At 34.6% G+C, this 23,234-nt stretch carries 13 protein-coding genes; 4 read left to right on the top strand and 9 right to left on the bottom strand.

Features of this window, described 5'->3' with window-relative positions; translation table 11 throughout:
* Window positions 1-45 precede the first annotated feature (45 nt).
* Window positions 46-1,290 carry a glycosyltransferase gene (locus tag FLP_RS03265; protein ID WP_065448136.1) on the top strand — a complete coding sequence of 415 codons (1,245 nt, stop codon included), beginning with the start codon at window positions 46-48 and terminating at the stop codon, window positions 1,288-1,290.
* Here FLP_RS03265 and FLP_RS03260 read toward each other — a convergent pair.
* From FLP_RS03260 to porU, 8 genes are all read right to left on the bottom strand, one after another.
* The gene (locus FLP_RS03260) at window positions 1,287-2,165 is read right to left on the bottom strand and encodes a helix-turn-helix domain-containing protein (protein WP_065448100.1); all 879 of its coding nucleotides are present in this window, start codon (window positions 2,163-2,165) and stop codon (window positions 1,287-1,289) included. The two genes, FLP_RS03265 and FLP_RS03260, sit on opposite strands and share 4 nt — an antisense overlap.
* Window positions 2,166-2,246: 81 nt before the next feature.
* A complete protein-coding gene (locus tag FLP_RS03255) occupies window positions 2,247-2,798 on the bottom strand; it encodes a carboxymuconolactone decarboxylase family protein (RefSeq protein ID WP_065448099.1) in 552 nt (183 codons plus the stop codon).
* Window positions 2,799-3,087: 289 nt separating this feature from the next.
* Window positions 3,088-4,935, bottom strand: coding sequence for a hydrolase/aminopeptidase (locus tag FLP_RS03250; protein ID WP_065448098.1), 1,848 nt, complete (start codon window positions 4,933-4,935; stop codon window positions 3,088-3,090).
* Between the two features lie 157 nt (window positions 4,936-5,092).
* Window positions 5,093-6,763, bottom strand: coding sequence for a pyruvate dehydrogenase complex dihydrolipoamide acetyltransferase (locus tag FLP_RS03245; protein ID WP_065448097.1), 1,671 nt, complete (start codon window positions 6,761-6,763; stop codon window positions 5,093-5,095).
* A gap of 6 nt (window positions 6,764-6,769) precedes the next feature.
* Window positions 6,770-7,768, bottom strand: coding sequence for a pyruvate dehydrogenase (acetyl-transferring) E1 component subunit alpha (gene pdhA, locus FLP_RS03240; protein ID WP_056190513.1), 999 nt, complete (start codon window positions 7,766-7,768; stop codon window positions 6,770-6,772).
* Window positions 7,769-7,926: 158 nt separating this feature from the next.
* Window positions 7,927-8,409 carry a cytidine deaminase gene (gene cdd / locus FLP_RS03235; RefSeq protein WP_065448096.1) on the bottom strand — a complete coding sequence of 161 codons (483 nt, stop codon included), beginning with the start codon at window positions 8,407-8,409 and terminating at the stop codon, window positions 7,927-7,929.
* 78 nt (window positions 8,410-8,487) lie between these two features.
* Window positions 8,488-9,693, bottom strand: a complete 1,206-nt coding sequence (gene porV, locus FLP_RS03230) for a type IX secretion system outer membrane channel protein PorV (RefSeq protein WP_065448095.1) — start codon at window positions 9,691-9,693, stop codon at window positions 8,488-8,490.
* Window positions 9,694-9,733: 40 nt separating this feature from the next.
* The gene (porU, locus tag FLP_RS03225; protein WP_065448094.1) at window positions 9,734-13,570 is read right to left on the bottom strand and encodes a type IX secretion system sortase PorU; all 3,837 of its coding nucleotides are present in this window, start codon (window positions 13,568-13,570) and stop codon (window positions 9,734-9,736) included.
* Between the two features lie 213 nt (window positions 13,571-13,783).
* Here porU and gldJ point away from each other — a divergent pair, with 213 nt between their 5' ends.
* Entirely contained in the window at window positions 13,784-15,469 is a 1,686-nt protein-coding gene (gene gldJ, locus FLP_RS03220) for a gliding motility lipoprotein GldJ (protein ID WP_065448093.1), read from the top strand.
* Window positions 15,470-15,577: 108 nt separating this feature from the next.
* Window positions 15,578-16,864 carry a UDP-N-acetylmuramoyl-tripeptide--D-alanyl-D-alanine ligase gene (locus FLP_RS03215; RefSeq protein ID WP_065448092.1) on the top strand — a complete coding sequence of 429 codons (1,287 nt, stop codon included), beginning with the start codon at window positions 15,578-15,580 and terminating at the stop codon, window positions 16,862-16,864.
* A gap of 38 nt (window positions 16,865-16,902) precedes the next feature.
* Here FLP_RS03215 and FLP_RS03210 read toward each other — a convergent pair whose 3' ends face one another.
* The gene (locus FLP_RS03210; protein WP_065448091.1) at window positions 16,903-19,773 is read right to left on the bottom strand and encodes a triple tyrosine motif-containing protein; all 2,871 of its coding nucleotides are present in this window, start codon (window positions 19,771-19,773) and stop codon (window positions 16,903-16,905) included.
* A gap of 345 nt (window positions 19,774-20,118) precedes the next feature.
* On the opposite strand from FLP_RS03210, the gene FLP_RS03205 reads away from it, so the two are divergent.
* Window positions 20,119-23,229, top strand: a complete 3,111-nt coding sequence (locus FLP_RS03205; RefSeq protein ID WP_065448090.1) for a SusC/RagA family TonB-linked outer membrane protein — start codon at window positions 20,119-20,121, stop codon at window positions 23,227-23,229.
* Window positions 23,230-23,234 lie beyond the last annotated feature (5 nt).

Below are 23,234 nucleotides of genomic sequence, written 5' to 3'. Positions count from 1 at the left end.
ATTGCGCTTAAAAAAGTATTATTTTGTAGCTTGAAATATTTTGTAATGAATCAGATAAAAAAACTCTTAATCATTGGCTTTGTTTGGCCTGAACCAAATTCGTCTGCAGCGGGTGGAAGAATGATGCAATTGATTTCTATTTTTAAACAAAATGGATTCGAAATTACATTTGCAAGTCCGGCTTTAGACAGCGATTTTATGGTCGATTTATCTGAATCTGGAGTGAAAAAAGTGTCAATTGAACTTAATAATTCCAGTTTTGATGATTTTATAATCGAACTGAATCCTGATGTGGTTTTGTTTGATCGTTTTATGATCGAAGAACAATTTGGATGGCGGGTATCTGAAAATTGCCCTAAAGCGATTCGTTTATTAGACACCGAAGATTTACATTGTTTAAGAACTGCAAGACAAAAAGCATTTAAGGAAAATAGAGTTTTTGAACTTCATGATTTATTGTCTGAAGAAGTGGCAAAGCGCGAAATTGCAAGTATTTTGAGATGCGATTTATCTTTTATTATTTCTGAATTTGAAATGAAAATCTTAAAAGATGTTTTTAAAATAGATTCGGATTTGTTGTATTATTTACCGTTTTTAGTTTACGAAATGTCCGAATTGGATTTGTTGAAATTACCTTTGTTTGAAGAACGTAAAAATTTTGTTTTCATCGGAAATTTTCTGCATGAACCCAATTGGAATACTGTTCAATATTTAAAAGAAACCATTTGGCCTTTAATTAAAAAACAGTTTCCAGAAGCCGTTTTAGAAGTTTATGGAGCGTATCCTTCGCAAAAAGTGTTGCAGCTGCATCAGCCTAAAAATGGTTTTTTTATTATGGGAAGAGCTGCAGATGCTAATGAAATCGTTAAAAAAGCACGGGTTGTTCTGGCGCCAATTCGTTTTGGAGCAGGTTTAAAAGGGAAATTATTAGAAGCCATGCAATGCGGAACGCCAAGTTTAACTACGACAATAGGTTCTGAAGCGATGCACGCCAATTTATCCTGGAATGGCTTTGTTACAGATGATACTGAGTTGTTTGCAAAAAAGGCGGTTGAATTGTATCACGACGAAAATCTTTGGAAACAAGCTCAAAAAAATGGAGTTGCTATCGTTAACGAATGCTATCAATTGAGTAAATATTCTACGGCATTAATAGCGGCAATTAATTCATTATTGAATGACTCTGAAAGTCATCGTTTGCAAAATTTTATGGGAAGTTTGCTGCAGCATCATACGCTTAAAAGCACGAAATACATGGCAAAATGGATTGAAGCTAAGAACAAGAATTAGTTATCCATTTTTCCAAATCCTACAGTTTCACGATACAACTGTGGCGAAACATCGGCATTGGTTTTAAAAAATCGGCTAAAATAATGCTCGTCGTCATAACCCAGTTCATAAGCGATTTCCTTAATCGTTTTGTTGGTCATGTATAGTTCTCTTTTAGCTTCGATTATAATTCTTTCGGCAATTAAATCTGTTAAGGTTTTGTTGAAATAATTTTTTGATAATTTGGCTAAGGCTTTCGCCGAAATGTTCAGCATTTCTGCATAATGTCCGGCAGAATGTTTTATTTTAAAATTCAGTTCAATTGCATCTTTCAAATTTTGGAGAATAAAAGGTTCTTTAGAATCCGGAACCGATTTCATTTCCTCAAGTTGTATGTTTTTGAGTCTCGAAGCCGTGATCAAAAATATCTTTAAATACGAAATAAGAAGTTCATATTGTGCCAGTTCTGAATTTTGCATTTCAATTTTCATCTGATCCAAAACCATTTTAAAAGTCGAAGCCGCTTCTTCTGTAATTATGGTAAAAGGCGGCTGATAGACATTGTTGAACAAAACACCATTGCACGAAACTTCTTTCTGATGGTAATGAATGCAGTAAAAATCAGGATGAAAATGAATTGCAATTCCTTCAATAGGTTCGCTTACGCATAGCATAAAAGGTTGATACGGCGAAAAGGCGAGGAGTGAGTTTTCTTCAAACTGATGCTCGGCAAAATCAGCTTTTACCTTTCCTTTTCCTTTCGTAACCCAAATTAACGAGAAATAATTATTGCGCTGCAAATGATCAAAATGGCTATTGTTATCAAACGGAAGTAGCTTAAAAGCAAGGTTCCCGGTTTGCGGATTAATTAAAGTAAAAACACTTTGATTGCTCATAATTCTATGTTTTTGAAAATATAAAGATAGTCATGAAATAAATTCACAACTATCTTTATAAATTGTTTTTTGTTTGAAAAATTAGTTTTGTAATGCTAAGCCAGGAACTGCCGGAAAATCAATTTCTGTGTTTGCAGTATTGTTAAAATAGTTGGTTAGAACATTCAATGCAACATGTGCTACAGTTTCTGCAAGTTCAGCGTCTGAAACCCCTGCATTTTTAATTGCATTTACATCCTGATCGTTTACTAAACCATTTTTGCTAATTAAAGTTTTAGCAAATTGAAGGATCGCTTCCGTTTTTGCATCAGCAGAATTTCCTGTTCTTGCGTCATGTAGGACTTGTGCGTCAGTTTTTAATAATTTTCCTCCAATAAAAGTGTGTGCGGCTACACAATACTCACATGAATTGCTTTCTGAAACTGTTAGAGCAATTAGTTCTCCGGTTTTTGAGCTTAGTCTTCCGTGGCTCAATGCGCCGCTTAAATTCAAATATCCTTCAAGAACCGCTGGAGAATTTCCCATTGTTCTCATCATGTTAGGAACAACTCCTAATTTAGCTTGTACAGCGTTGAATAAATCTTTAGTTTTTCCTGTTGCTTCTTCTGGGTTTAATGCTGTTAATCGTGTCATTTTATTTAATTTTTTATGTTAATTATTAGTTGTTGTCTTTTGACATTACAAAGGTGCGACGATTACAGATTGTAGAACATGGAGGATTTACGCTATGTGATGGACAATTTTCCCTAGGTTATTTTTTGAATAGAAGAGTATCCCGATTGTAATCCCAACGGGATAAAAAAATCCCCGAATTATCTATTTGATAATCGGGGATGGTAACTGTGAAATTACAAACTGTTCACTGCAACTGTCAACTGTGACTGAAAACTGCGACTGAAAAACTGCGACTGAAAACTGAAAACTATTTCAAAATACCTTCAACAGCCTGAATAGTTGTAGCGTGATAACCAGATTTTGCTTTATCAAAAACTTGTTTTGCCCAAACTTTCCCTTCAGGAGTTTTAACCATTTCTTTGTACAACATCATTACAGATCCAGTTCTGCTAATTCCAATTAAAAATTGTTCAATTGCAGGATTTGCTGCTTTGTATTGATGCATTATTGCCTGAACAAACCATTGGCGTTTTATAATAAAGTTTCCGCCTTTCGTAAAGTTGAATTCAGTGTCAATCGCTTCCATTTCTTTTGGTGTAATATCCGTTGGAAGATGGTCGATAAAATGTTGTTTTTCTGTTGTAGTTGTAATTTTTTTGCTTAATCCTTTCACGCCGGTTGTTCTCCAGCTTTTCTGGATTTTATCAATAGCGTCAAAATCTACTGAACTTACAGAAGTGATATTTGATGGAATTCCAGGTTTGTAGATCCAGTCTTCTGCTTTTATTTTATCTGCCAGTGCTTTATCTCCTTTTATAAGATTTTCATTGTAATATTTAATGAAATCTTCTGTAGTAATCGATTTAAAAGCATGCGCGTCGAAATAATTTTTGATGAAAACATCAAATTTTTCGCGTCCAACAGCGTTTTCGATCACTCTTAAAAAAGCATATCCTTTTACGTAAGGAATCATGCTAATTCCGTCGTCAGGATTTCTTCCTGTTAGGCTTACTTTTAATCTGGTGTCAGGACTTGTGTCTCCATATTCAGCTACATTATCAACTAACTCTTTGCGAGTGATAACGTTTTGCATTTCAAATTCTTTCTCTCCAAAAATAGCTTCGCCAATACGGTGTTCTACGTAAGTGGTGAAACCTTCATTTAACCAAATATCATCCCAGGTAGCGTTTGTAACTAAATTTCCGCTCCAGCTGTGTCCTAATTCGTGGGCTAATAAACTTGTTAGAGAACGATCGCCTGCAATTACTCCCGGCGTTAAGAAAGTTAAATTAGGATTTTCCATTCCTCCATAAGGAAAACTTGGAGGTAAAACCAAAACATCATAGCGTCCCCAACGGTAAGGCCCGTAAAGTTTTTCGGCAGCATTAACCATTTTTCCAAGTTCAGCAAATTCCCAGGCTGATTTTTTTAACATGGATGGTTCTGCGTAAACTCCGGTTCTGTTGTCAATAGATTGAAATTCGATATCTCCAACGGCAATTGCCATTAAATAAGAAGGAATTGCTTTATCTTGTTTGAAAGTATAAACTCCCGTATCATTTTTCTTTTGCGGATTTACGGCACTCATTACGGCTAATAAATCTTTAGGAACGGTAACTTTTGCATCATAAGTAAAACGAATTCCGGGTGAATCCTGGCAGGGAATCCAGGTTCTTGACCATACGCTTTCTCCCTGAGAAAAAAGGAAAGGTTTCTTTTTGTCTGCTGTTTGTTCTGGTTTAAGCCATTGTAAAGCAACAGCTTCCTTAGTCGTGCTATAGTAGATATTTACTTTAGTTGTAGTAGGTTCGATAGTGATGTGAAGCGGTTTTCCGCGAAATTCTGTGTCTTTTCCAAGTTCGAATTTGGTTTCTTTTTCGTCATCACCTAAAGTTACTTTTGTAATGTTTAGTGTGTTTTCGTCAAAGATAATTTCTTTTCCTTTACTAATATTGTCAATTAACCAGGAAGCTTTTCCTGAAATAGTCTGAGTGTCAAAATCGACTTTTATGTCCAGATCCAGATGTTTTACAACGGCAAGTTCTGGTTTAGCGTAACTGTGTTCATCTGTAACGGTAGTTGCTTTTTCTGTTTGTTCCTTTTTCTGACAGGCAATTATGGTCAGGAATAAAGTGGCAAGGATTAGTTTTTTCATTTTATGAAGAATTGAATTAGTGGCGGGAAATTAAACAAAAAATCCCGTTTTGAATAAACAAAACGGGATTTAATTATAAATAACCATCGATTTCGATCAGTCTGCCTTCGATTTTGCTCAGGCTAACGCTTCGACTTCGCTTAGGATAAACATTGAATTATGCCAACATTGTAACCGGGCTTTCGATGTATTGTTTTAATGTTTGTAAAAATTGAGCACCAGTTGCACCGTCAATTGTTCTGTGGTCACATGCTAATGATAACATCATTGTGTTTCCTACTACAATTTGACCGTTTTTAACTACTGGTTTTTCAACAATTGCACCTACAGAAAGGATAGCAGAGTTTGGTTGATTGATAATTGAATTGAATTCAGTAATACCAAACATTCCAAGGTTAGATACTGTAAAAGTACTTCCTTCCATTTCTTGTGGCCCTAATTTTTTGTTTTTAGCTCTTCCCGCAAGATCTCTTACTGAAGCACCAATTTGAGATAAACTCATAGCGTCAGTAAATTTCAATACAGGAACTACTAATCCGTCTTCAACTGCTACAGCAACACCAATGTTAACGTGGTGGTTGATGACGATGACGTCTTCTTTCCACTGAGAGTTAATTTTTGGATGTTTTTTCAATGCTAAAGCACAAGCTTTTATTACCATATCGTTGAAAGATACTTTTGTATCCGGAACAGTATTTATTGTCGCTCTTGCGCCCATAGCTTCGTCCATGCTTACTTCGATCACTAAGTTGTAGTGCGGTGCAGTAAATAATGATTCAGCCAAACGTTTTGCGATAATTTTACGCATTTGAGAATTTTTGATCTCTTCGGTGAAAACTTCTCCGGCAGGAACAAATACTTTTGGTGCAGCAGGAGCAGCATCAGCTTTTGGAGCAGCAGTAGTTGCTGTTGCAGCTGGTTGTGCTTGTGCAGATGGAGTAAAGTTTTCGATATCGCTTTTTACGATACGTCCGTTTTCTCCTGAACCTTTCACCTGAGTTAATTGAATTCCTTTGTCAGAAGCGATTTTCTTCGCTAAAGGCGAAGCTAAAATTCTTCCTCCATTTGATGAAGTGTCAGCAGTTGCTTCAGTAGCTTTTTCAGCAGCAGGGGCAGCTTTTTCTTCAGTTGCAGGAGCGCTTGCAGGTGCAGCACCTCCGGCAGTATAATTTTCAGCAATTCCGGAAATGTCAGTTCCTGCAGGTCCTATAATAGCTAATAAGCTATCAACAGGTGCAGTATTTCCTTCCTGAATTCCAATGTATAATAATGTTCCTTCATTGAAAGACTCAAACTCCATAGTCGCTTTGTCTGTTTCAATTTCAGCAAGAATATCACCTTCAGCAACAGCATCACCTACTTTTTTCAACCAGGTCGCTACTGTTCCTTCTGTCATTGTATCACTCAAACGAGGCATAGTTACAACTATAACGCCTTTTGGTAATGCAGCTGCAGCTTTTGCAGGAGCAGCAGTCTCAGTTTTTGTTTCAGCAGGAGCGTCTTTTGCTTCAGCTTCTTTTGTTTCCGCTTTTGGTGCTTCTGCAGCAGCAGGAGCATCGCCACCAGCTAAAAGAGCAGAAATATCTTCTCCTTCGTTACCAATGATTGCTAATAATGAATCAACAGGAGCAGTTTCTCCTTCTTGAATTCCGATATGTAAAAGAGTTCCTTCGTTGAAAGACTCAAATTCCATTGTTGCTTTATCTGTTTCAATTTCAGCAAGGATATCTCCTTCGCTAATTTTGTCGCCTACTTTTTTTAACCAAGTCGCTACCGTTCCTTCCGTCATAGTATCGCTCAAACGAGGCATTGTTACTTTTATGGCCATAATATATTATAGTTTATGAGGTGTGAATGGATAGTCTTCTTGTGCGTATACTACATCGTATAATTGTTGTAATTCAGGATATGGAGATTCTTCAGCGAATTTCACACATTCTTCAACCAAATCTTTAACTCTTTGGTCAATTACTTCAATTTCTTCTTCTGTAGCATACTTTTGATCCATAATTACATCTAAAACCTGAGTAATAGGGTCAATTTTTTTGTACTCTTCAACCTCTTCTTTAGAACGGTATAATTGTGCATCAGACATAGAGTGTCCTCTGTAACGGTATGTTTTCATTTCAAGGAAAGTTGGTCCGTCACCACGACGTGCTCTGTCGATAGCTTCTGTCATTGCTTCAGCAACTTTTACAGGATTCATTCCGTCAACTGGTCCGCAAGGCATTTCATATCCTAAACCAAGTTTCCAGATATCAGTATGGTTTGCAGTTCTTTCTACAGAAGTTCCCATTGCATAACCGTTATTTTCAACGATAAATACAACTGGTAATTTCCATAACATAGCCATGTTGAAAGCTTCGTGTAATGAACCTTGTCTTGCAGCACCATCACCAAAATAGGTCATAGTTACTCCGCCAGTTTCAAAATATTTATCAGCAAAAGCTAAACCAGCTCCTACCGGGATTTGTCCACCTACGATTCCGTGTCCTCCGTAAAAACGGTGTTCTTTAGAGAAAATGTGCATAGAGCCTCCCATACCTTTAGAAGTTCCTGTTGCTTTTCCTAAAAGTTCAGCCATCACTCGTCTGGGATCAACTCCCATACCAATTGGCTGTACGTGGTTTCTGTAAGCAGTAATCATTTTATCTTTAGTCAGGTCCATAGCGTGCAAGGCACCTGCTAGTACAGCTTCCTGACCATTATATAGGTGTAAAAAACCTCTAACTTTTTGTTGAATGTATAATGCTGCAAGTTTGTCTTCAAACTTTCTCCAAAGTAGCATGTCTTCGTACCACTTTAAATATACTTCTTTTGTAACTTCTTTCATCTGAATTCTTTCTTTTGCTAAAGTTTGTTTGTGTTATCAATTGTTGCCTATAACGCAAAATAGTTTCCTCCCACAAATTTGCGCCCGAAAGGTCGGGATGCAAAAATAAGACATTCCTATTAAGAAGTAAAATTTAAACGTGACTTTTTGGCTTTTTTTTATAAGAACTTTTTATCAAACATAAAAGGAAGCAAATTTTTAAGGGATGCTGATTTGTAAACTTCGCCAATTTCGCCCATAAAATAGATTTCTATAGGGGTATCTTGCCTGATTTCGTATTCGGCAATCGATTGGCGGCAAGAACCACATGGTGGAATTGGAGCGGTAGTCTGATTCGTGTCTGAAGCTGCTGTAATAGCTATCTTTAGAATTTTTGCATCGGGATAAACACTTCCCGCATGAAAAATGGCAACGCGTTCTGCACATAATCCTGATGGATAAGCTGCATTTTCCTGATTTGATCCCAAAACTATTTTTCCGTTATCTAATAATAATGCTGCTCCAACTCTAAATTGAGAATAAGGGGCATATGCTTTTTTTCGAACTTCAACAGCCTCGCTCATTAAGTCTTGTATGTCTTTTGAAAGTTCTTCCAGAGAATTGTAAACGGTAAAAGATGATGTTATGCTTATTTCTTTCATTTCTTTTTATGGGAAAAAAAATCCAAATCTCTAAGAAATAGAAATTTGGATTGTTATTGTTTTTATTGTTTTATTCGTTTAATAAACTTCGTATTTGTCGCCAAAGTTAAAGGTTAAAGAAAAGCGAAGTGTATTTTCTAAAGGATTTTTAATTTTTGATGCTGAAAATAGGTAAGAAACATCAAGTTTTACTACATTATATTTGAAACCTGCTCCTAAAGAGAAAAACTGAACGCCTCCTTTTTGAGGACTTTGGTGGTAATATCCTGCTCTCATCGAAAAAGCATCCTGATAAGTATATTCTCCGGCCACACTATAAGTGATTTCTTTTAATTCTTCGCTAAAACCACCCGGAGCATCTCCAAATGATTTAAAAATACCTGAAACCCAACCTATATCATTGTAGTTTTTGTAATTTGTGGCATTAGCCTGTTCCTGAGAAGTTTCTCCAGGATCATTATAATCGCCATCTCCGTTTAAATCTATCGGAGTTCCTGGTCCCGGAGGAGTAGGGACTAAAAGTTTGGTAAATTCTACGCTCAGTCCAACTTTATTGTAGTCGTCCAGAATAAAATCAAAACCACCACCTAATCTTAAATTTGCCGGTATAAAGTTTGAGCTTAAGTCATCATTGTCGTAGCTTATTTTCTGGCCAAGGTTTTGCATGTTGAAACCTGCTCTCCATCGTCCGTTGAAGTCTGAATAAGCAATTTCTTCAGATTGGTAAAATCCGGCAATATCAACTGCAAAAGTACTGGCTGCAGAAGCGTCTATATCTTCTGAGGCAATTTTTAGATTTGAATTGATAAATCTTGCGGCAACTGCCATAGAGAATGTTTCGCTTAATTTCAAAGAATAAGATCCGTCCAAAGCAAATTCGTTTGGCGATACTATTCTGGCAGCTTCACTTGGATCTCCTGTTGTTCTTAGCTCAATATCTCCAAAACCAAAATAGCGAAGACTTCCTGCAAAGGCACTTCGTTCATTAATTTTATTGTAGTACGTTACCTGACCTAATGAAATGTCATTGGCTAAGTCTGTTAGGTACGGAGTGTAACTAATCGAAAAACCTTGCTTATCTACTGAAAAAGCATATTTTGCAGGATTCCATTGCTGAGAGAATGCGTCTGCTGATGTTGCTACACCCTGATCAGCTAAACCTGCTGCTCTGGCATCTGCCGCAACTAATAAAAAGGGAACTCCCGTTGTAATAGGGCGGTTGTCCTGTGCCTGTACTTTAAAAAGAATAAAAGAACAAATTAAAAGTAGTGAAATTTTTTTCATTTAGGGACTTAATGTATTTATGATACAAATATATATATAATTATAAGATGACAAGCTTTTCATATTTTTCTGCCTTTTTATTTGTCAAATTAGATCTGACTGTTAGTTTGTAAATATAAACACCTTTTCCTATTCGGTCACCAAAATCATCTTTTCCATCCCAGGTTATTTCTCTTGATAAAAAACCTTCTGTTGTAATGATCTGGTTTTTTGTCCAGACTACTTTTCCCGTAATAGTCATTACCTGAACCTGGACATCCAGAGGTTCGTATGGTCTATTGTGAGAAAACCAAAACTGAGTGTAGGTAGAAAAAGGATTAGGATAATTAAGAACGTGTGTTAATGTTAGTGATTCATCTCCAACAACTACAAATTGTATTTCGCTTGTAACCGGATTGTTGTAAACATCCCATGCTGTAAAGCTTATAGTGTGCATTCCCGGAGCTAAATTTCTTAAGGGGAAACGTAAATTTCCATTCGTATAATCGTCTAATTTTGTTTGATAGTAATCATTTAGAATGTAAGGATTACTAACGTCTCCGTCCAGAATTGCTACAATGTCATGCCCGATTCCGCTTGCTGTATTTATTCCATTTTCATCTTCCAGAAAAGCCAGTAAAAATGGCGATTCATTTGTAATTCCGCCAGATACAAAAGTTTCATCGTTCATATATAACTTAACTTTTGGACTTATATTGTCCTGAGGGGCATTTTCATTTATACCTCCTATTTTAATGGCTGTACTGTAACCAGTTTGGTTTTCTAAAGCCTGATTTTTTTTCGAATAAAAACTAATTCGGCCATAATCAACAGGAACACGAATATCCCGCGGTACAACAAAGCTAAATTCGAACTGGCCGTTGGTTACGGATGCATTTCCTCTAAAGATTGTTTCTCCTAATATTTTAAATGACATTGCAGGGCTATAACCATCATTATTTAAAGTTGTGGTTGTAATTAATTTATCAAAAATTGCGGTAGCTAACTCTCCGTTATAATTGCTAAGAAGAGTATTGTTTTCATCGGTAATTTCGCCTGAAATTTTAATTTTTGCCAAAGATTTTAAGTCTGGAATTGATTGTGAAATCACAACATCATTAACTTTTGTTAAATTAATTCTAGGTTTTGGAATGGCTAACATTAAAGCAGGATCGCCAATATAAAAAATAACATTACTGGCCGAACTTGGATTTTCGTTTTTAGAAATTCGGAGCGCCTCGGCAATGCTGGTGTATTGATTGGATCCGTACGAAAGCAGGTTTTTGCTAAGACTGTCATTAAAATCTTCTGCATTAAATTGTCCTATGGCTCGAATGGTTGTAAGCATAGAAATTGCGCCGCCTTTTGGATTCCAAAAAGTATATTCTCCTGCTGTTGGTCTTGTCGGGTCATCGAATCTTGAAAACTCACAAGTAATGGTTATAAATAAAGGATACTTGTATTGATTGTTTAGATTTTGTCCGTCTGATTTTTCCCAAATACGTTCGCTTGCCAGTCCGTCTTCGCCACCGTGGCCTAAATAATTAAAAATTAAAGCGCCTTTTTCAAAAGCATTAAATAAATCCGTTCTTGCTTTAGGGTATCTTGATCCGCCGGCAGAAGCTTCCTGTGTATAAGCATCCAAAATGATTTTGTCGATATTTAAAAAAGGTTTTTGGGTAGTTATATTGTCTGCCAAATTGTTTTGATGGAATTGTAATGTCGCATCTGAGGTCTGGTCAGAGTCATCACTTACCATAACAATGTTGTTTCTCCAATTTCCATAGGATTTAACATCATGGTATTCTAAAACTTTATTGACCATTTCGGCTGCCTGTGCATTGTCTGATACCAGCATTCTGCCAACCGCAATATCAATTCCGCCAAAAGGCGAAACGACAATTCCTTCGTTTGAATCCATTAAACCGTAAAAGTCATCAGATGCAAATGAGGCTTCTCCGGTAGAATTGCTAATTACAGATTGATATATAGGTACAATATTATTATTGTTTGCAATTCTGTCCTTGTAGTCAAAAGAAGCATCTCCGAATAAATTCAGGTATTTTATTTTTTTATCTGAAGATGATGCATTGTCGTAAATGTATCTGATGCAATTTCTAATGGCTGCGATATCTTGTTTTCCTGAAGAAAATTCCTGATAGATGTTTTCTAAAGCAAGTACTTTTACATTCAAATTAGAATATGTTCTGTGAAAATTCGCTAGTTTTTCGGCTTGGGAAATTAAAAATTTGGGCGTAACGATTACATAGTCGATATCCTGAAAGTTGTTTTGGGTATTCTTAAATAATGTTCCTTTTAGATTTTGATTGGCAATTTTTGATTGATTCTCTTTTAAGGGAGTAAGATAATCAGCAGCATCAATAGCGACGTATTTTCTAATTTCTCCCAAATTTGCTTTAAAGCTAAAAGAGGTTTGATTTGGGTTTTCAATTTTTGATACATTATATAGGTCTGTAACATCCCAAATTTGAGAAATTCCCGAAGCATTACTTATTGTATAATTTACTATTCCCGGTATTGATCCGGCTAAGTCATACTGAAATTTAAATTGTTTGCCTGTACCGGATAATTTTCTTTTCGCTATTAAATTGATGTAATCCAGATATCCTTTTGATCCCGGGACACCATTATTATTATAGGTAAGTTTTATTTTTATGTTTTCGGCACCGGTAAACGAGCTGTTCGAAGGAAGTTTTTGGGTGTAAAATTTTAATTCAGAATTGGATGCCAGCGCCTGAAAAGTAATATTCCCTATACTTTGTCCGTTAGCAGAAACTGTAAAGGAGGTTGGGGTAAAAGCTGCAGAAGCTGCATTTAATTCAATTTTTACCGGTATTGAAGTTTCAATGTTTGGAAAATTGAATTCGAATTCCTGTTCCTGAGTAATATCAAATGCTTCTCCAAACCATTGACGGCCCAGATGAGCAATGTTGGTTTTGTCGATTTCATGAAATTGATAGTCGTCAAAAGTGTTTAGCTCTAAGGTACTATTTCCGCTTGGCTGATTGAAGTTCGGGATACGTTTTCCATCGTTGCCGGCCACTGTAACATAATAATAGGATTTTGTAGCATACAAATTAAGATTGGTCTGGCTTTCGGTACTCCAGTTTTCAACTCCTTCAGCATAAAAAAGAATATAATCTTCGTTGTTAAAAGTGCCATCGCTTTCTCCAATTATTTGTATCGCATTTTCTGTTAAGTCCGCAGGATAGTAAGTGTTATTAGCTAAAGGCAGCATTTTTCCTCCGTTTCCGTAGATCTTAATTCGTCTTGGGTCTACTTTTGAAGGGTCAAATCCAAGGCTTTGCAAAAAAGTTTTCGAAATTTTATAAACGCCGGATTTCTCAATATAAAAACGGTACCAGTCTCCGGATGCTAAAACTGAATTGTATACAGCATTTGATTTTTGAAAAGTTGAAGAATTATTACTTATAAACGTTGGGTTGTTTGCTGTGTAGGAAAATGATCTGATTCTCTTGTAAGTGTTACCTTCCTTTATTATAGGTGATAACGATAAGAAAGTTTGCGTTTGATTTCTTGAAAGAGTGGTTTTTAACGTTTCATTTGGTTTTTCGGGGATGTTTTCAAGTGATAAGTCTCCTAATTCAGCAATTGAAACAGATTCGTAAATAACGTTTGTAATTTGTACAGAATTATTGTTTGAGAAGCCAGATTCGCTTAGGTTAAGTAATAACGTTATGCTTTTTTTACTCGTATCGTACCTAAAACCGCCTCCTGAAAAGTACGGGATTTTTATTTTTGATTCGCCAAAACTCATCTCTTTTTTACTTTGCCAATCTAGCGTGAAGCTCCAATTTACCTGAGAAAATGAGATGAACGGAACCAGAAAAAGATATAAGAATAAGGCTTGTTTCATTATGTGATAAAGCGGTTTTAAATTAAAAATATTTTAGTAAGTAAAAATATAGTATTTCATGTTATAGTAAATAATAAAAAGTATATTTTTGCGTTCGTAACTATAGGTTATTTTCTGGTAAAAAACAGTGAAATAAAATTATTAGAACAGATGTTGCTAATTAAATGTTAATTATTATATTGCAGCACCTAAATTTATCACCTAAGAATGAGTATGAAAGTAAACAAAATTGTAGTCTTGCAATTAATGATGTCAATGATATTGATGTTGGGCACGGCTAGTTGTAGCAAAAAATCGAGTTCCAGTCAAGCTTCCAGAGCAACTGGTTGGGATGTAGATAGTCAGAATGGAACTGCTGCCAGAAACGCAGGAAAAAAACAACAGGCTGGTCCTGGTTTAGTTTTTGTTGAGGGAGGTACATTTACTATGGGTAAAGTACAGGATGATGTTATGCACGATTGGAATAACACACCAACCCAACAACACGTTCAGTCATTCTACATGGATGAAACAGAGGTTACCAATGGTATGTACTTAGAATACCTGGAGTGGTTAAAGAAAGTTTTCCCTCCAACAGAAGAAAATTACAAAAATATTTACGAAGGAGCATCTCCTGATACTTTAGTATGGAGAAATCGTTTAGGATACAACGAAACGATGACTAATAACTATTTAAGACATCCATCTTATGCAAACTACCCTGTAGTTGGTGTTAACTGGATTCAGGCTGTTGAATTTAGTAAATGGAGAACTGACCGTGTAAACGAAGCAGTTTTAGAGAAAAACGGTTTCCTTCAAAAAGGTGCTAAAACAAACGATGTTACTGCTGATAATTCATTTAATACTGAGGCTTACTTAATGTCTCCTAGTACTGCACGTGGTGGTAGTGAAGAGATTGTATTAAAGAAAAATCCAAACGGAAGAAGACCTAAAGCAGGAAAAGATGGTGTAGTTCCGGAAGAAAAAAATGTGTACGCACAACGTTCTTCAGGTATTATATTGCCAGAATACAGACTTCCTACTGAGGCAGAATGGGAATATGCTGCTGCAGCTGATGTTGGACAAAGAGAATACAATATATATAAAGGACAAAAGAAATACCCTTGGTCCGGAGATTATACACGTTCAAGCAAACGTAAAAACAAAGGAGATCAATTGGCTAACTTTAAACAAGGAAACGGTGATTACGGTGGAATTGCAGGTTGGTCTGATGATGGAGCAGATATTACAAATGCTGTAAAAAGCTATGCGCCTAACGATTTTGGATTATACGATATGGCTGGAAACGTAGCCGAATGGGTTGCCGATGTTTACAGACCTATTATTGATAATGAAGCGAATGATTTTAACTACTTTAGAGGAAATCAATATGCTAAAAACAAAATTGGTAAAGATGGTAAAATTGAAATTATCACTAAAGATAATATTCAGTACAAGACTTTAAGTAACGGTAAAAAAGTTGCAACAAACTTGCCAGGAGAAATTGCTCAGGTTCCAGTTGATGAAAATGAAACTTACTTGAGACAAAATTTCAGTACAAGTGATAACATCAACTATAGAGATGGTGATAAACAATCATCTAAATATTTTGATTTTGGTGATCCTGATGGAGGAACAAAAGCTGATCAGTCAATGTACAATTCTCCTAAGCATAATGTAACAACAGACAGTTTAGGTCAAATGGTTAGAAAATATGACAACTCTAGTAAACGTACTACACTTATCGATGATAATGTGAGAGTTTACAAAGGTGGTTCTTGGAGAGATAGAGCATATTGGTTAGATCCGGCTCAAAGAAGATATTTCCCTCAGGATATGGCAACAGATTACATCGGATTTAGATGTGCTATGTCTAGAGTAGGTGCAAAAGCTGAAAAAAGAAAATCGCCTAGAAACTAAATTCTAGAAAATTCAATATAAAAAATTCCAAATTCCAACTGAATTACTCAGCTTTTGGAATTTGGAATTTTTTTATTGCTTATTTTATAAATATAAATTTTTTTATAAATGAATATTCAGGACATTCATAATTTATTTTTGCAATGTAAATCGGTTTCAATTGATACCAGAAAAATTGAAAAGGATTCTATGTTTTTTGCTATCAAAGGTGAAAATTTTGATGCGAATACCTTTGCTGTCAAAGCACTTGAATTAGGTGCTTTATTTGTCGTTGTTGATAATGCATCGTATGTTATTGATGAAAGAACAATTCTTGTTGAGAACAGTTTAGAAAGCTTACAAGCGTTGGCAAAGTTTCATCGCGATTATCTTAAATTGCCTATAATTGCCTTAACGGGAAGCAATGGTAAGACAACGACTAAAGAACTTATTAATGTCGTTATTGCTAAGAAATATAAAACCAAGGCTACAGTAGGAAATTTAAACAATCATATTGGAGTGCCTCTGACTTTGTTGTCTTTTACAAAAGATACTGAAATTGGTATTGTTGAAATGGGTGCAAATCATAAAAAAGAAATCGAATTTTTATGTGAAATAGCTCAGCCTGACTTTGGCTATATTACGAATTTTGGTAAAGCGCATCTTGAAGGTTTTGGTGGTGTAGAGGGTGTTATTCAGGGCAAAAGTGAGATGTACGAATATCTCGCAAAAAATGATAAATTGGTTTTTGTAAATCTCGAAGATCCTATTCAGATCGAAAAATCTGCGGGAATAAAATCATTTACTTTCGGAATCAATAATGCTAATGCTGATCTAAAAATTAACAGTATCAAAGCCAATCCTTTTGTTGTTATAGATTACGATAATTTTAGTGTAGAATCGCATCTAATTGGGCTTTATAATGCTAACAATATTAATGCGGCTATTGCAATTGGATACTATTTTAAGGTTGAAGAAGAGGATATGAAACAAGCAATTGAAACATATATACCTGAAAATAACAGATCGCAATTGTTACGAATTGATTCTAATCAGATTATTCTGGATGCTTACAATGCTAATCCTAGCAGTATGGCAGTTGCAATAACTAATTTTTTACAACTCGAAAATCAAAATAAAGTGATGATTTTGGGAGATATGTTTGAGTTGGGTGATGAGAGCAAACAAGAGCATAAGTTAATTGTAGATTCTTTATTAAATCAAAACAAATCAGAGTGCTATTTGATTGGTAAATCATTTTATGAAAATAAAGTTGCTCAAGAAAATATTCAGTTTTTTGAAACTTTTGATGCTTTTGTAGCACATCTTAAAACAATACATTTCAAGGACAATACTATTCTCATAAAGGGATCCAGAGGAATGGCTTTAGAGCGAACACTGGAATATATTAAATAATAAAAATCCATCAGCCGAAACTGATGGATTTTTTGTTTTTAGATGCTCATTAAAAAACCAATTAAATTTTCCTTTTTATTTAAACCGAGTTTTTTTCGTAACCTATAACGTGCTAATTCTACGCCGCCTGTTGAAATATTCATGATTTCGGCGATCTCTTTTGTTGACATATTCATCAATAAATAAGTAGAGAGATCCAGTTCTCTTGGCGAAATCGTGGGATATTTTTCTTTTAATCTTTTCAAAAATTCAAAGTGAACGTTTTTTATATGTTTTTCTAAGTCCTTCCAGCTTTTATCTGTGTTTACTTCCTTTACAATACTTTTATTCAGTTTGCTCACTTGAAATTTGGTCGAATCGTCTAGCGCTTCAACATCGATTTCTTTCAGTTTATGAATAATTCCGTTTAGGATTTTGTTTTTCTTTACTACTTGTAAGGAGTTGTTTACTAGTTCTTTATCTTTTGCTAGAATTTTTATCTGAAGTTTGTCACTTTTAAGCTTTTCAATTTCTTTTTCCAGGTCAAATTGTTCCTGCCTTATTTTAGATTCTTTTTCAAGATATAATCTTCTCTGTTCGATAGTTTCGTAATATTTGTTTTTTCGGATTTTCATTTTTACCCTGGCAGAAATTAAATAGACCGCTATCATAATTAGTACAAAATAAAACATATATGCTAAAAAGTGCCTGTACCAGGGAGGAGAAACCATAAAGGAAATCGTTGAAGGCTCAGATTGAATTCCGTAACTGTTTCTGACTTTTAATTTCATCGTATATTCTCCTTCTCTTAAATTGGTATATTCTTTAATAGAAATGGTAGACCAATCACTCCATTTGTCATCAAAAGGTTCTAATTGATAGGAGAATTCGACATTTTCAAGATTTTCATATATAGGAGATGAAAATGTAAAGCGTACATGATTGGAAGAGTAGGGAATACGAATATTTTCTGTTTTCTGCTGATTGTTTCCCAAAACGATAGTGTCGCCGGGAAATGAAAAACTTCGTATAAATGCTTTAGGTTTGGTTACAAAATTGTTGAGCAGGTCAGAATCATAATGAGCTAATCCATCCGTTAAGCCGATAAAAATATTTTTTGAATCGATTGTATTTACAGATAAATAACTATTTACCAGATTACCAGTTAAGTTCGAGAAAGGGGCAACGACATTTTTGTATTGATTATTGTATTTCATTAATACTCCTAAAGATTCATCAAATGCATACCATAAATTCGATTGCGAATCTTCGCTTAAAGCATTTATATTTGGAATATTTTTGAATAATGCCGACAGTTTTTGGTCTTCATAAAACAAATCCTGCTCTTTTGAGAATTTGTAAAAGTGATTGTTGGTCTGAAAGTAAATTTTACCGCCAATTTTTTGAAGACTTCCAATATTTTTATGTTGAGGAGATAATTGATTTATTTTTTTGATGGAGGTAAATTTTGTCAAATCATTGCTAAGCTGCATTTTATAAATTGATTCGTCTTTTTTGAGCCACAAATAAGAGTCATCAAGCTCAAAACTATTGGATGATTTATCAAAACCTGAAATTTGATTTTTGAATATCAGGCCCTTTCCTGTTTTTTGAAAAACAGCAAATCCATCATAATTAGAACCAATAAAAAAGCCCGGATGATTTGGTATTCTTTTAAAACCAAAATATCCTTTAGAATCTATAATATGAGTTACTTTTCCTCCCTGAATGGCGAGTGCACCTCTATTATTAGAACAGATAAGTTCGTTTTCGATTACCTGAACGTTCCATGACTGGGCGGTGGTTCCTTCAACAAGTTTAAAAACATCTTCTTTGAAGCTATTATTCCAGGCATGATAAAAAACACCCTGATTTGTTGCAACGTATAGATTTCCCTGATAAATTACCGAAGCGTATACGGTACTGATATCATAACTAAATCCAAAATAAGTAAATGGAGAACTTTCGTTTAAAAAGGCTATACCGTTGTCTAATCCAAGCCATAAATTGTTTTTGCTATCAATAAAAGAAGTCAGGACGGTATTGTTTTGCAATCCTTTTTTTCTGTTTAGATGCTGAATTATTCTGCCATTAAAATCGCAAATGATAATCCCATCCAGTACAGAGTTTAAAACAATAAAGTTTTTATTTATTATAGCACCGCCTAAAGAATTGTTTTTTCTAACAAAATTATTGGCTTCAGTTTCCCAGGGTTGAATGGTGTTGTTTTCATAAATAAACAATCCTTTTTCAAGTGTTATTATAAGTGTTTTGTCTTTTGTTAAAGAATACATTCCCCATATTTCGGTATTGTTTAGAACTGTGGTATTGGGTAATGGATATAATTTTTCGTTTCGATACTCTAAGATGCCTTTTTCGACATCCTGAAAGTAAAGTTTATTATTTACTACAAATGAAAATTGAAACCTTTTAGGAGCTTGTAGTATGGATAGTTTTCCATTTTTTAAAATATAGGCCCTTGCGAAAGATTGAAAAACAGTCAGATTGTTTAAAGAATGGATTTTCCAGATAAAATCGATGATTTTGATTTTATTTTTATCCACCTTTTTAGAAAGGGAAGTATATTCCAGCTTTCCTTTATTGTCAGGTTTGAAATATCCAAACTCATTATACCCGCCCACTAATATTTTTCCTGACTTATCAATTTTTAGACATCTTACAGAAGTTAGATTGGGTAGTGGATATTTGCGCCAGGAAGATCCATCAAATTGTAAAAGTCCATTATTATTGGCAAAATATAAATTTCCGTTTTTATCCTGATCAATACTCCAGTTTTGCGTTCCTCCCTTATATTCATTTCGTTTGTAATTTCTTACGTCAGGAAGTCCTATGCTTTTAACTTGTCCGTAAAATGTAATTGAGAATAATGTAAAAAAAGTAATAATAAAATGTGATTTTATCAATTGCATCAGTTTTTGGTTTTTTTTAATTTTTTAATAGTTAACTATTTAAAATTTAGTGGTTTATGAGTAATTGCTCTCTACTATCACGATGTAGAAAGTTGTTTTTTTTATAAAAATAAGCATTATCATACTACTGTAGTGTTTATTTTTATAATTAACATTTCCATAACATCTTAAATTTAAATTTTAAATAGTTAATTATCAATTATTTATGTAAAATTTGATGTGTTTTTGTAATGTATTAAAATTTGATTTGATGTGTTTTTGTAGTGAAAATTTGTTGCGGGTAGTGAAAAATTAACATTATTATTGCATTAAATTACTAATTAATTAACCAAAATTTTTAGAAAAATGAAATTAACAAAATTACTTATTTTTTGTGTTTCATCTTTGTTATTCTCGGTTATAGCCGTGGCTCAGGATGTCACAGTAAGTGGAATAATAAATGATGAAAGTGGAATGCCAGTTCCAGGTGCAACTATCTTATTAAAAGGTACTACGAAGTCAACTGCATCTGATTTTGATGGAAAGTTCCAACTACAAGTACCTTCAAACGGAGTTTTGACAATTACTTTTATAGGTTATGGTACAGTTACTGAAGCTATAAACGGAAGAACAAAATTATCTATTCAATTAAAACCAGAATCACAATCACTTAACGAAGTTGTAGTTGTTGGTTACGGAACGCAAAAGAAATCAGTGGTTACTGGGGCAATTTCTAGTGTAAAAGCCTCAGATCTTGAAAAAGTTCCTAATGGTAGAGTTGAACAATCTTTACAAGGTAGAGTTGCAGGTGTATCTGTAGCTGCTGTTTCAGGACAACCAGGTGAAAAATCAAAAGTACGTATTAGAGGTATAACTACTTTTAGAGAAGGCGGAAACGATCCTTTATGGGTTGTTGACGGTATCGCTGTAGACGCAAACGCTATTGGTTTTATCAATCAAAGTGATATCGAGTCTATCGAAGTTCTTAAAGATGCTGCATCTGCTGCCATCTATGGTACTCGTGCTGCAACCGGAGTTATTTTGGTTACAACCAAAAAAGGAAAATCAGGAAAAATTTCAGTAAATTATAATGGTTTTGCCGGTGTCGCTGCCGCTGCAAAACGATTAGATATGCTAAATGCATCACAATATGCTACGATAATGAATGAGAAATCGTATGCAGACGGTGGAGGTAAAAAATATAATGATCCTACATCGTATGGTAAAGGTACAGATTGGCAAGATGCCATTTTTAATGATTCGGCTTTTAGATATACGCATGAATTAAGTATTAGTGGTGGTGGAGAAAGATCTACTTTTTATGTTTCTTTTGGAATACAAGATCAGGAAGGGATTGTTGCAACGCAAATTTCAAACTATACAAAGAAGAATTTTCGTTTAAATTCAACACATAAAATTTCAGATTATTTTACGTTTGGTCAAACTTTTGGTTACACACACCAAAAAACTAAAGGTATTGGAAATACAAACAGTGAATTTGGTGGACCTTTAAGTTCTGCAATTAACTTAGATCCTATTACTCCGTTAGTTGTTACTGATCCTTCAGTTATTAATACTGGTTTTTATGCCAATCCAAATGCTGTTAAAGATCCAAACGGAAATCCTTACGGAATTTCTCCTGTAGTACAGCAAGAAATGACGAATCCTTTGGCTTATACTCAAACGAGATTAGGAGGTTTTGACTGGTCTGATGATTTTGTTGGTAATGCTTATTTAGAAGCTAATATAACTAGCCATCTGAAATTCAGAACTACAATTGGTGGTAAAATAGCATATTGGGGAAAACAAGGTTTTACACCTACTTTTTTCTTAAATCCAAACATGAAAGAAGACAGAAATAATATCAGTCAGGAAAATAATAAATCATTTTCGTGGACTCTTGAAAATATTTTGACTTATTCTAATAAATTCGGAGATCATAGTTTAAACGTTTTAGCAGGACAAGGAGCTTATGTTGAAAACATTGGTGGTATGATTGGTGTAACTATGTATGGTCTGCCAGTAACAACTTATAAAGATGCTTCTTTTAATTTTGACATTCCTCAAACTGATCGTGTAAATAAATCAAGTGATTTTGTAGAACACAAATTAGCTTCATTGTTTTTACGTACAAATTACGATTACAAAGAGAAATATCTTTTTACAGGAATTATTCGTCGTGACGGATCGACTCGTTTTGGTGAAAATAAAAAATTCGGGGTTTTCCCTTCATTCTCTTTAGGATGGGTAATTTCGAAAGAAGGATTCTGGAAAGAAAATGATGTTGTTAATTCTATAAAACTACGCGGAGGATACGGAGTGGTTGGTAATGATAATATCGATGACTTTAAATATAGAGGTTTAGTTGTAGGAGGATATAATTATGCTGTTGGAAACACTGGTTCAATTACGACTGGTTATGGAAATTCTACATTACCAAATTCGGATTTAGGATGGGAAGAAACTTCACAAACTACCGTAGGTCTTGATACAAAACTTTTTAATGATTTTACACTTGCTTTAGACTACTACAAAAAGAGAACAAAAGGAATTTTAAGAAATGTTGTTATTCCTGGATATGTAGGAGTTGTTGATGCACCATCTGCGAATGTTGCAGATATGGATAATAGCGGTTTTGAGGTTGAATTAGGATACAAGAAAAAGCTTGGAGATTTTAATCTGGGTATAAATGCAAATGTTGCCTATTTAAAAAATGAGATTACATATGTAGGAGAAAATTCATTGTTTATTGTTGGAGATGCTTCTTTCCAATCTATGGGGCCAGTAACAAGAACACAAGTTGGTCACTCTTTCAACGAGTTTTATGGTTATAAAACGGCAGGTATTTTTCAAAATGAAGCAGAAGTTGCTGCATACAAAAATGCTTCAGGAGGTTTGATTCAGCCAAACGCAAGACCAGGAGATTTCCGTTGGACAGATACTAATGGTGATGGTACTATTAATGATGATGATAAGCAATTTTTGGGTAGCAATATTCCTAAATACACTTTTGGTCTTACTGTAAATTTAGATTACAAGAATTTTGATTTCATGGCATTTGCTCAGGGATCAGCAGGAAGTAAAATTTTTCAGGGTTTACGAAGACTTGATATCCTGACTGCCAATTATCAAACCAGTGCTTTAGATCGTTGGGTTGGAGAAGGAACATCAAACGATTATCCTAGATTAACAAACAATGATCCAAATAAAAATTTCACTAATATGTCTAATTTTTATCTTGAAAATGGAAACTATGTACGTTTAAAAATTGTTCAGCTTGGGTACACAATGCCTGCTAAAATATCATCTACAATTGGTGCTGATAAAATTCGTTTTTACTTAACTGGAGAAAATTTGATCACTTTTACAAAATATACAGGATATGATCCGGAAATTGGAGGTCAGGTTTATGGTGTAGATAAAGGAGTTTATCCACAAGCAAGAACATTTTTGTTTGGAGCTAGTGTTCAATTTTAAAAAAT

The organism is Flavobacterium piscis (assembly GCF_001686925.1).
Taxonomy (GTDB): Bacteria; Bacteroidota; Bacteroidia; order Flavobacteriales; family Flavobacteriaceae; genus Flavobacterium; species Flavobacterium piscis.
The sequence above is the reverse complement of the archived record's forward strand: the minus strand, read 5'-3'. Positions and strand labels throughout refer to the sequence as shown.

Excerpts from the sequence above, each read along its gene's own strand:
- gldJ (WP_065448093.1), top strand. The coding sequence starts at position 13,784 with ATGAAAGTAAACAAAATTGTAGTCTTGCAATTAATGATGTCAATGATA.
- FLP_RS03265 (WP_065448136.1), top strand. The coding sequence starts at position 46 with ATGAATCAGATAAAAAAACTCTTAATCATTGGCTTTGTTTGGCCTGAA.
- pdhA (WP_056190513.1), bottom strand. The coding sequence starts at position 7,768 with ATGAAAGAAGTTACAAAAGAAGTATATTTAAAGTGGTACGAAGACATG.
- FLP_RS03260 (WP_065448100.1), bottom strand. The coding sequence starts at position 2,165 with ATGAGCAATCAAAGTGTTTTTACTTTAATTAATCCGCAAACCGGGAAC.
- FLP_RS03210 (WP_065448091.1), bottom strand. The coding sequence starts at position 19,773 with ATGCAATTGATAAAATCACATTTTATTATTACTTTTTTTACATTATTC.
- FLP_RS03245 (WP_065448097.1), bottom strand. The coding sequence starts at position 6,763 with ATGGCCATAAAAGTAACAATGCCTCGTTTGAGCGATACTATGACGGAA.
- FLP_RS03205 (WP_065448090.1), top strand. The coding sequence starts at position 20,119 with ATGAAATTAACAAAATTACTTATTTTTTGTGTTTCATCTTTGTTATTC.
- FLP_RS03250 (WP_065448098.1), bottom strand. The coding sequence starts at position 4,935 with ATGAAAAAACTAATCCTTGCCACTTTATTCCTGACCATAATTGCCTGT.
- porU (WP_065448094.1), bottom strand. The coding sequence starts at position 13,570 with ATGAAACAAGCCTTATTCTTATATCTTTTTCTGGTTCCGTTCATCTCA.
- FLP_RS03215 (WP_065448092.1), top strand. The coding sequence starts at position 15,578 with ATGAATATTCAGGACATTCATAATTTATTTTTGCAATGTAAATCGGTT.
- cdd (WP_065448096.1), bottom strand. The coding sequence starts at position 8,409 with ATGAAAGAAATAAGCATAACATCATCTTTTACCGTTTACAATTCTCTG.
- FLP_RS03255 (WP_065448099.1), bottom strand. The coding sequence starts at position 2,798 with ATGACACGATTAACAGCATTAAACCCAGAAGAAGCAACAGGAAAAACT.
- porV (WP_065448095.1), bottom strand. The coding sequence starts at position 9,693 with ATGAAAAAAATTTCACTACTTTTAATTTGTTCTTTTATTCTTTTTAAA.